Below are 9,934 nucleotides of genomic sequence, written 5' to 3'. Positions count from 1 at the left end.
TTTTCCACTCGACTTTCCAAATTACTTACATTACTATTCCTCATGAGCGTGTCCTCCTGCTCGGATAAACCCGAGTTCTCTTGTTTACTATTAAGAGGATACGCTCATTCTATTCTATCCACAACTTTTGAATATATCTCAAGAGAGGAGTATAATTGCCTCTAGGTCCTAAAGCGGCGTACTTAGGAATAAGTCTAAGCCGACGGTATTATTCAAATCGACGGCTTCACAAGTACGTGCAGTGGGCGCAAGGTAACGCAGCACGCTTCGCGTTCCTAATTGGGGACAATATTTACGCTCTTACGGACTCAGTATTCAGCGACAGGACATTTTCATCAGCACTCGTTGTCGCCCTGGAACGAGGACGAGAGTTCTGTGAGCGGATCGAGACTATACTGATAGAGGAATCCTATACAGCAGAAATCATCCGATGGAATGAACTGGAATCGCATACCGAGTATCAACGTCTCTTATCAACATTTCAAGAAGAGTACATGAGACGCAACAGTCATTTCGCTCAGTGCGTTCGCCAGGAAGTCGTAGGCAACCTCAAACGTAGACTTACAGACGAGGTTGTAAAGCGCTTTGATTCTGAAGAAGAGCCAACCTCTTGGAATATACTTGATAGTTATGTTCTGAGAGAAATGGCTGGATTAATAACAATGAGTGAATATCTTGGCTTTTCGGTGGAGGTGTATCCTGGCCCGGATGTAGGTATACTTAATATGCTCTACAAGAATGTCTTCCCCTCACTGACTAATGATCTACCAGAAACCACCAAGCGTGAGTTCATTTCCTTGAGCTTCTAGTAAAGGAGATTGCTGTGGGTAACGTAACGTCGTACATCGCATTGTTGACCATAGTTATTAGCTTCGGTGTGTATCTCTTGATTGCACGGTCCGACGCGCGCAAACTACGGTCAGCGGGTGACTTTTTTCTCTACCGTAGAAGACTTGGACCTCAGAAAGTCTTTGGTACGTTCTATGCCTCGGGAATGTCCTTGGCGACGGTCTTCATCGCGTTTTTTCAATTGGCACCAGTGTTCGGCTTATCGCTACTATGGGCAGCATTATTCTATGCCCTTGGCCACGTGGTGATATTCTATCTAACTCCTCGTATCCGCTCATTAACAACTTCTGGTTCCACACTTCACGGCTTCTTGAAGGATTCTTATGGCAGCGAGGGCTTGAAATTGACGGCCAGCATAGCAACTACCATCGGCTTTATAGGGATATTCGCAACAGAGCTTATCGTGGGAACCAGACTACTCCAATCTCTTCTTCCCAACGTCGATAGTTATCTACCAAGCCTGCTCCTGATAGGAATGGTTCTTGTGGCATACTCAATACTCGGGGGCTTCAAGAGCGTGGTCCGAACAGATTTACTTCAAACCAGTGCAGTCATACTATTCTGTGGACTTATGATATATCTTGCCTTCCATTTCGGAGCGCCAACCTCAGGTGAACCACTCATTCCAGATAACCTCATCGCAAATTGGAAACTTGCGCCGCTGGGAGTTGTGGCGCCGAGCGTAATCTTTCTCATGATGTTAAACTTCTTCTTAATCAACGTGCCGTTTCCACTCGTGGACATGTCTGCTTGGCAACGAATAGTCGCTGCCAAAGACACAAAAGCTGCCAAGAGCGGAGTAGGTCTTGCCGCCATAATGTTTTTTATTACCTGGGGTGCAATACTCTTCGCGGCGCTAGCACTTACAGAAACGGCGGGCGCTGATTCTGCCGGTGGCCTTGCAACCATCCTAATTAACTTCGGCGGTGAAGGCTGGTTCTCTTTGATACTCACGTGCATGGGATTTGCCGCTCTCGTGGCAGCCATGCTATCGACGGCCGACAGTTTTCTTATCGCCGCCGGTCAAACTATCTCCATGGATATTACCGACCGGAAATTCTTTGAGAAACATCCCATTGAAGATTCCGCGACCGTTTCGCAATCAGACAATCTGTTGCCGATGGATTCTACACATAGAAAAGTAATTGGAAGAGCCAGGATGCAGATGGGAGGAATTGCTATTATAGGTCTTATCCTCTGTATTGCTCTAACACACATTGGATTTGATGTTGTCAGTTTCGTATTTGCTATATATGGCTCCGCTTTAGCGCTTGCACCGGTCGTATTGTGTGGTCTCCTCCTTGCGAAGAAGTTGGACCTCAAGCGAGTCCAGACATTTGCGATATTGTCTGTGGCTACAGGCATAGTCGTCGGCTGGGCTTATGGCATTACTTCGGTCACAGCTCAGCAAGGTTCATTTGCTTGGTCCCTTGCAAGTTGGTGGATTCTTCCAGACGGTGTGTCCGTATATAACGCGCCCACAATCGCATTCGGGTTTTCACTTGTCATCATGATCATCGGGCTGGTATTTCGTGCAAGGCGCGTAGTGCCGACCAAGCAGCCGTAAAGGAGGATTGGGCTATGTTGGGTGAAAGTATCTTTGTTGGCATTCTAGCTTTCTTCTTGGTTACTACTGGGACCTTCCTTCTTAGGATCCATGCTTTGGTCGATACAATTCGCGAAGAGTTCATGGATATTACACTGGGTGATCCACCGCCCTCAAGTGTACGCGAGATTGAGACAAATTCAGATGCACGGCGCCCTGTGCGCTGGTTCTATGTAGAAGCCGAACGCCTACACCTATGGTTCACTAATGGATTTGTCTTCTGTGCCATAATTGCGATCTTAGCCTTGGTTCCTTTTACAGTGAAACCATCTGAGTGTTTTCCTGAGATCGGACTCCTCGTCTTTCAAATTGTTACTATAGTTTTGTCCGCAGTCTGGATGATTATTTGCATCATTAGATATGATCGTATGACTCGCAGGCGTAGGCGCTATTTGCCGCTTCTAGCCCCATGACAGAATTGCGGTTGCAAGTAGACAACGGAAAACTGTGCACGGCTGACCGTTATTTGTGCGTCGACAGTGACAAGGCGCACACTGGTGCAGCTTGTTCGTTGATCCTTGTCCTGAGTTCGTGTTTCTAATCTCGAATTTAGGCTTCAAGGATAGCGACGATTGGAGGACTATCACCGGCTTTCAGCTCTGAACCAGGTCTTGCTTGACTTTGTGATGAACTTCCCATATCATAACCGATAAGTTTGGTTTGCATTTGACAGCATGGCAGGATTCCTGTATTGGCAGCGCGACAACTTCAGATAGATAAGAGCTTCCTCGAAAACCTCTATAAACGGTACAATCACTCGAAGTATGTTCATCCCGACCCGCTCGAAATTGTACTGAGATACGATATTATCAGAGATCGCGAGATCGCGGCGCTGATAGCATCGTCGCTCGCGTATGGGAGGGTGGCTCAGATTATCAAAAGTGTCGCATCGGTGCTCGACCAAATGGAATCACCAGCAGACTTTGTGCAGAACGCTACCAAAAAATCGCTTCAGAAAACCTATGGTAATTTCAAGCACAGGTTCACAACAAGTGACGATCTGGTCGCCGTGATACTCGGCCTCAAGGCGGTCATTTTGAAATATGGCTCGCTGGAAGAATGCTTCAAGGCAGGGATGTCCAGTTCAGACAGCGATGTTATTCCCGCGCTATGCCGGTTTGTGCAGACAATTCGGGGCGCTGATAACGGCAATTACAACAGCATGTTACCCTCCCCGCCGAAGGGGAGCGCCTGCAAAAGGCTGAACTTATTCCTCAAATGGATGGTTCGTAGGGACAGAGTTGACCCGGGCGGGTGGACATGCATCGACAGCTCGAAGCTAATCATCCCGCTCGATACACATATGTTCAGGATAGGCACGGCATTTGGCATGACAACCCGGAAGCAGGCGAATCTTGTGACAGCGAGAGAGATCACAGACGCATTCAGGGCGATCTCGCCGGACGATCCGACCAAGTACGATTTCGCTCTGACACGGCTCGGGATGGAGCACGGCGTCGGAGTTGTCGATCATCTCCAAACGCATTTCATGCAGACAGCGCGTACTCATGCTTGAGATAGTCATACACGTAGCAGAGGAGTTCTGGTCGGTACTTGCCGATATGGCTCCCTATCTGCTGTTCGGATTCCTGGTGGCGGGAGTACTGTCTGTTGCGGTGTCCCCCAGATTCGTTGAAAAGCATCTCGGCGGACGCGGCTTCTGGCCTGTCTTCAAAGCGTCCGCACTCGGTGTACCGTTACCCCTTTGCTCCTGCGGCGTGATTCCGGTAGCAGCATCATTGCGTAAGCATGGGGCGAGTCGCGGTGCTACGACATCGTTTCTCTTGTCGACTCCGCAGACTGGTGTCGACAGCATAATGGTCACATTCAGTCTGCTCGGGCCTATATTCGCCCTTTTCAGACCGCTGGTGGCGCTTGTGACCGGACTGATCGGCGGTCAGCTTGTTGACGCGTTCGACAAGACGCGGGACCTGAATATGCTTCCTATGATGTCCGATAGCATGTCGAACAACATGAATGCTCCTCAGGGTAATGCTTTGAAGCGGATTTTCAGCTATGGATTCGTCGCACTTCCTCAGGATATAAGCAAATCGCTGCTGATTGGACTTGTAGCCGCCGGGCTGATCGCAGCCGTAATACCCGACGACTTCTTTCTCGGGCTGCTCGGGGCTGGCTTTGCCTCAATGATAGTGATGATGCTCCTGGGTATACCGCTTTATGTCTGCGCGACTGCCTCGGTGCCTATAGCTGCTGCGCTGATTCTCAAGGGGATCTCCCCGGGCGCAGCGCTTGTGTTTCTCGTGACAGGTCCGGCAACCAATGCCGCTACCATAACTACGATCTGGAAAGTCCTCGGCAAGAAGACCACTTTCATATATCTGGCGACGGTTGCCGTCACCGCGCTCGCCTCTGGTTTTCTCCTCGATCAGATAATGACCGTATCGGATGTTCACCACGGTCACGGTAGCCATGGGATGCTGCCGGGTTGGAGCGGTACAGCGAGCGCCCTTTTACTGCTGGCGATTCTCGGATATGCAGCAATCAGTCCCTATCTCAAACAAATCCGGAAGTCATCTTTCGACATTTCCGGCGCGGGGGCGGTGTTGAAAGTCGATGGTATGACCTGCAATCACTGCGTAGCGAATGTGAAGCGTGCACTCAGCGAATGCAGCGGTGTCGAGGATGTTCGCGTCGATCTCACCAGCGGAATTGCAGCGATATATGGCAAAGACTTTGATCTGTCTGCCCTCAAGAAATCTGTAGAAGATGTCGGATACACCGTTTCTGACAAATCGTAGACACTCCCGCTGACTATCCTTGACTGTCCACGCAGATTTCTACAACCGGCAATCAGGGTCATGAGATTGCTCAGTCTCCTCGAAAAATCGATTTGGAACATACTGGACTGAAGCGTAGTTGTATTTCTGATAGCCGGCAACTGCCGAGACGCCGGTTGAGTTTGAACAGCTTACGCATCGGGAGGAATTTCGATTGATTTGCTCTCATAATATATGTACTTTTCGCGTGACAGGCATGGGCTTGTCAACTGCAAACTGGGGATAGCGGTCGGGATCGATGTGATTAACTTACGCTAAACCATAGACGTACCACGGCTGCCTCAGGTTCAGCTGTCGCACATTGGAGGAGATGATGGATTTTAATTCAGTCGATGAGGTTCTTGATTTCGCGATAGGAAGCGAACAAATGGCATCTGAGTTCTATTCCGGGCTTGCAGCCAAGACGGCTGACCGGAATATCCGCAGGATGTTCGAGGGATTCGCGATAGAAGAGCAGGTGCATAAGTCAAAACTCGAAGAGATCAAAACAGGCAAACTCCTTGCACCCGCGAAAATGAATGTCGTCGATCTCAAAGTAACGGATATGATAGACGAAATCGAGCCGCACGCTGATATGAGTCTGCAGGAAGTTCTGATCGTTGCGATGCAGAGAGAGAAGAACGCATATCGACTCTACAGCGATCTTGCTGCCATGACGGATAATGCGAACCTCAAAGCAGCTTTCGAAATGCTTGCCCAGGAGGAGGCGAGGCATAAACTGAGGTTTGAGATTGAATATGACGAGATGATCATGAGTGAGAATTAGGAAGGAGAAAGGGTAATGATGAAGAAGAAAGTCCAAGACGCACTGAATGCACAGATCAATGAAGAGCTCTATTCAGCTTACATTTATTTTGCAATGGCGGCGTATTTCAAGTCGCTGAATCTTGACGGATTCGCCCACTGGATGGAAATTCAGACTCAGGAAGAACTGAGTCACGCGTTCAAGTTCTATGGCTACATGAACGACCGTGGTGGACGCCCGGTAATGGCTGCGATCAGCAAGCCGCCATTGGAATGGGATTCGCCTCTTGCAGCTTTTCAGGAAGCCTACAAGCATGAGCAGCACATCTCTGCAGCGATCAATAAACTGGTCGATCTATCGATCCAGGAGAGCGATCATGCAATGAATAACATGCTCCAGTGGTTTGTGGCAGAGCAGGTCGAAGAAGAGGCTTCTGCCGATGAGATAGTCAAAAAGCTAAAACTGATTGGCGACAATGGAACCGGTGTTCTGATGATCGATCAGGAGCTTGCGGCGAGAGTCTTCACTCCACCCGCAACAGTAGGCGGAGCATAGAGGTTTTCGCATCAGCTTATTGTTTTGTGTTGTATGTGAACAATCGCACACTTGGCGTGATTGTTCGGTGCGAATGAATCAATCGGGAGGATAGGATGACCATAGAAGAAGCGATCAAGACAGCCTTGGAGTATGAGAATCGAGTGCGCGACATCTACCGCGATGCGGTAGGGAAAACCGGCGATGAAACCGGCGGGAGAATGCTCTCAATGCTCGCGGATGACGAGCAGCGGCATGTCGACTATCTCACTGTCAAGCTCGAAGAATGGACAAAGACCGGCAAGGTGACCGTTGATGAGCTGGACACAACGATCCCGTCAAAACAGTCGATCCTTGAGGGCGTCAGCAAACTCGAACGACGGATGTCCGACAAGGATTTCGGTGTGGAGCGAGAGCTTCTCAAGAAGGCCGTGGATGTCGAGACTGAGACGAGCGAGTTTTACGCTAAGGTCGTCGGTGAACTTAATGCCGCGGATCGCAAACTCTTTCAGAGGTTCCTCGAAATCGAGGAAGGTCATCTTGCGGTTGTTCAGGCTGAGCTCGATTATGTCACCGGTTCGGGCTACTGGTTCGACTTCAGTGAATTCAGCATGGAGCGCGAATAGCGAAAGACTATTCGCTGCATAGTATTCTCAAATGGCAGGGATGTAGGGCAGAAGTGCTCTCATTCCTGCCTTGCGTATTCTTTGCACCTGAACGGATGAGATCACCACGTCGCTTCGCTCCTCGTGATGACGGACTTACATACGTGCCAGCAGAGGCTGTGCCTCTGCTGGGAGTGGTCAAGAGCGCAGGAGCACAGCTCCTGCCAGCACTTGAAGCTGGCACTTGAGCGGACGGAGTCGAGTCGCTATGATCCATGATTCGGGTACAAGTGCAATTCCTTGATTGTTATTCCCAGTTGCCGATTGTATAATAGGGCAAGATGTTTACAATGACTGAACACAAGAATATCCTAGGCGAACTGATATGCACTTTGCTGCTCTGCATGATTGCGCTTGCATGCACCGAGAAGACCCCGGACAGCCACAGCGAAGAGACTGCATCCAGTCAGATCATTCCCGATCAGATTCTGTACGAATCAGATATTCTGCTTTCTGATCACGGCGTGAGGGAAGTTCTGATTCACTCTGCATATCTTGAGAAATTCCTGGCTCTCGACAGCACGCTGATGGTGAACATTCACGCGACGTTTTTCGATTCGCTCGGCAATGAATCATCAACACTGGTATCGGACTCCGGCATAGTCAGAGAGAAAACGAGCGATCTGGAAGTGTGGGGCAATGTGACGGTCGTTTCGGACAACGGCGTCACGCTCGATGCCGACAGTCTTTTCTGGGATCAGGAAGCGAATCAGATCAGGACGGAGTCGTTTGTCGAAATTACTCACGGCGGCAATATCCAGAGCGGCTACGGCTTCGAATCAGACAGCAAACTCACCAATTTCCGCATCAAAGAACGCGTGAAAGCCAAATTCGAAAAGGTCGAAGACCTTGATGGAAATTGAACTTAGTTCCGCGGCGCTCGACCACACGAAGCACCTGTCAATCTAGTCGTCGACCTCTAATAGGCTGCATACTGTTTTGTATTGACAGGTACGAACTTCTATTCTAAAATGACTAGTGATGTTACATTTGCAGTCAGGTCAGAACGGTAACTGCAAAACCAAAGGGATGGAGTACAAGCAATGCGCATCTTGTTCACAGCGATATCAGGTACAAATACAGATGGCGTTCTTAAGAGGGTTTCGTCTGTCATCTCTTCGCATGAGGAAGTCAAGATTGTGAAGTTTGAGGATTTTTTGATCCAGGCTCACGAAGACAGGTTGACAGAGCTCAGTTTCACTCCTGAATACATCAAAGAGCAGATTAAACAGATAAGGAGCCCGGGGGGTATCCAGATACTGCTGAGTTGGCCCAAAGACTACATTAGAGAAACGTGGAAGAAGGCGTTCGATCAGGTAAGACATGACACGGATGGCATTAACCACGTTTTCTTCTCTATGCACTCAATTTATTATCAGACCCAGAATAGAGAGTTCTTCACAGCATACGCTAGCGATGCGCTAAGTGAATTCGCCGTTGACAAGGTTATTACTCTGGTTGACGATATCTACGATTGCCATGCAAGACTGAGGGTCGATAACGGTGTAATGTCAGATAGCTCAAGGGAACGGGTCTTTCCCGACCCACATGAACGCGCAAGAGCTCGGATTAACGACCTATTCACCATACTTGACTGGCGATCAAAGGAAATGATTGCCGCCGAACAGATTGCCTCAATTCTGCATAAGAAACACTACGTTATATCAGTCAAGCATCCGCTGTTGGTCATCACATCAATTCTTGAGCACGATTCAATAGCAGTAGTATATGTATCTCACCCGATAACGCAGGTAAGAAGGCTGATGAAGTCAAAGAGGTCCGACGAGGCCAACGCAATAAAGAGCCAGATTGCTGAACTCATCAAGGAACTCATCAACGGGAAAGAAGATATTGTGACGGCTGTTTTTCCAACCTCAGTTGATGAGCTAATTATACAAAAGGAAGAAGGCTCAGCCATATGTGCTCCTGTTTTGGACGAGCGATGGCCATTGATGTTCGAGTGCGATAAGCTCATGTATGTGAAGCCGGAGCTACTTCCTCAAAACCCGCTGGACATTGAAGGCACTTACTATGGCGCAGACGGATCACTAAAGCTGGATGCGCTTGACAAGGACCTATATGCCGTGAGCACTCTCATTAATGATGTTCTGAGGCCAACTATAGCAAATCATATAGACTCAAGAGACCACTATCTTGTAGATCAATGTGATGCCATTTGCGTATTCAGACCGTATTTTGATGGAAACTACTCCACAGGAGTTTCCGAGGAGATTGAACACAGGACTACTCGTTTCAGGTGCGGGATCGACAATATCCCAAAACCATGCATAGTTTATTGTCCTCCGGATGATTTGGCAAAAGTCCGCTTGTTATACCTACTGGAGCTTGTAGAGGAAGAAACATCGACGAAGTTTTCCACAGCAGACGTCACAAAAATGATTGAGACAGCAAGAAATGATTCCCAAACCTGGTTTCGTTTACGTAACTTACAGCCAGAAGATTGGGAGGGAGAGCAGGTCAAAAAACTCTTCCAGAATGCTGGATTGAAAGTCCAGTTGGCCGGGAAGATAGAGAAAGGTGCTTTGGGGAAGACCCCAGGTTTACAGCACATGACTCAAGATTACGAGTTCTGGAATGAGATATTGTCAAGAGTTGTGGATGATTGTTTTGATAGTATCCTCAAGTTCTCCAGTTATGCGGCTTCCTTTATTTCTCCATCAACGAACTTAACACCTTCAATGACTTTGGTAATGAGTTTATGGGCATTGATTCGTCG

9 protein-coding genes are annotated in these 9,934 nt (G+C 48.6%); all 9 read left to right on the top strand.

Annotation, left to right across the window (positions count from 1 at the left end; genetic code table 11):
• Window positions 1-155 precede the first annotated feature (155 nt).
• Window positions 156-809 carry a tRNA-dependent cyclodipeptide synthase gene (locus tag KKH67_06405; GenBank protein ID MBU1318815.1) on the top strand — a complete coding sequence of 218 codons (654 nt, stop codon included), beginning with the start codon at window positions 156-158 and terminating at the stop codon, window positions 807-809.
• A gap of 14 nt (window positions 810-823) precedes the next feature.
• Window positions 824-2,416 carry a hypothetical protein gene (locus KKH67_06400; GenBank protein MBU1318814.1) on the top strand — a complete coding sequence of 531 codons (1,593 nt, stop codon included), beginning with the start codon at window positions 824-826 and terminating at the stop codon, window positions 2,414-2,416.
• Window positions 2,417-3,146: 730 nt separating this feature from the next.
• Window positions 3,147-3,971, top strand: a complete 825-nt coding sequence (locus KKH67_06395) for a TIGR02757 family protein (protein ID MBU1318813.1) — start codon at window positions 3,147-3,149, stop codon at window positions 3,969-3,971.
• Window positions 3,964-5,214, top strand: a complete 1,251-nt coding sequence (locus KKH67_06390) for a permease (GenBank protein ID MBU1318812.1) — start codon at window positions 3,964-3,966, stop codon at window positions 5,212-5,214. The genes KKH67_06395 and KKH67_06390 overlap by 8 nt, the downstream gene beginning before the upstream one ends.
• A gap of 349 nt (window positions 5,215-5,563) precedes the next feature.
• A complete protein-coding gene (locus KKH67_06385) occupies window positions 5,564-6,019 on the top strand; it encodes a ferritin family protein (GenBank protein ID MBU1318811.1) in 456 nt (151 codons plus the stop codon).
• A gap of 15 nt (window positions 6,020-6,034) precedes the next feature.
• Complete coding sequence (locus tag KKH67_06380) at window positions 6,035-6,553, top strand: ferritin (protein MBU1318810.1); 519 nt, start codon at window positions 6,035-6,037, stop codon at window positions 6,551-6,553.
• A gap of 95 nt (window positions 6,554-6,648) precedes the next feature.
• Entirely contained in the window at window positions 6,649-7,158 is a 510-nt protein-coding gene (locus tag KKH67_06375; protein MBU1318809.1) for a hypothetical protein, read from the top strand.
• Between the two features lie 329 nt (window positions 7,159-7,487).
• Complete coding sequence (gene lptC, locus KKH67_06370) at window positions 7,488-8,060, top strand: LPS export ABC transporter periplasmic protein LptC (protein ID MBU1318808.1); 573 nt, start codon at window positions 7,488-7,490, stop codon at window positions 8,058-8,060.
• A 276-nt stretch (window positions 8,061-8,336) separates the two neighbouring features.
• Window positions 8,337-9,934 (top strand): hypothetical protein (locus tag KKH67_06365; protein ID MBU1318807.1); only part of this gene is annotated, 1,598 nt, incomplete at its 3' end.

It is taken from the genome of Candidatus Zixiibacteriota bacterium (assembly GCA_018820315.1).
In the GTDB taxonomy this organism is placed as follows: Bacteria; Zixibacteria; MSB-5A5; order JAABVY01; family JAHJOQ01; genus JAHJOQ01.
This window is presented reverse-complemented; position numbering and strand designations above follow the sequence as displayed.

Excerpts from the sequence above, each read along its gene's own strand:
- KKH67_06380 (MBU1318810.1), top strand. The coding sequence starts at position 6,035 with ATGATGAAGAAGAAAGTCCAAGACGCACTGAATGCACAGATCAATGAA.
- KKH67_06385 (MBU1318811.1), top strand. The coding sequence starts at position 5,564 with ATGATGGATTTTAATTCAGTCGATGAGGTTCTTGATTTCGCGATAGGA.
- KKH67_06375 (MBU1318809.1), top strand. The coding sequence starts at position 6,649 with ATGACCATAGAAGAAGCGATCAAGACAGCCTTGGAGTATGAGAATCGA.
- lptC (MBU1318808.1), top strand. The coding sequence starts at position 7,488 with ATGACTGAACACAAGAATATCCTAGGCGAACTGATATGCACTTTGCTG.
- KKH67_06390 (MBU1318812.1), top strand. The coding sequence starts at position 3,964 with ATGCTTGAGATAGTCATACACGTAGCAGAGGAGTTCTGGTCGGTACTT.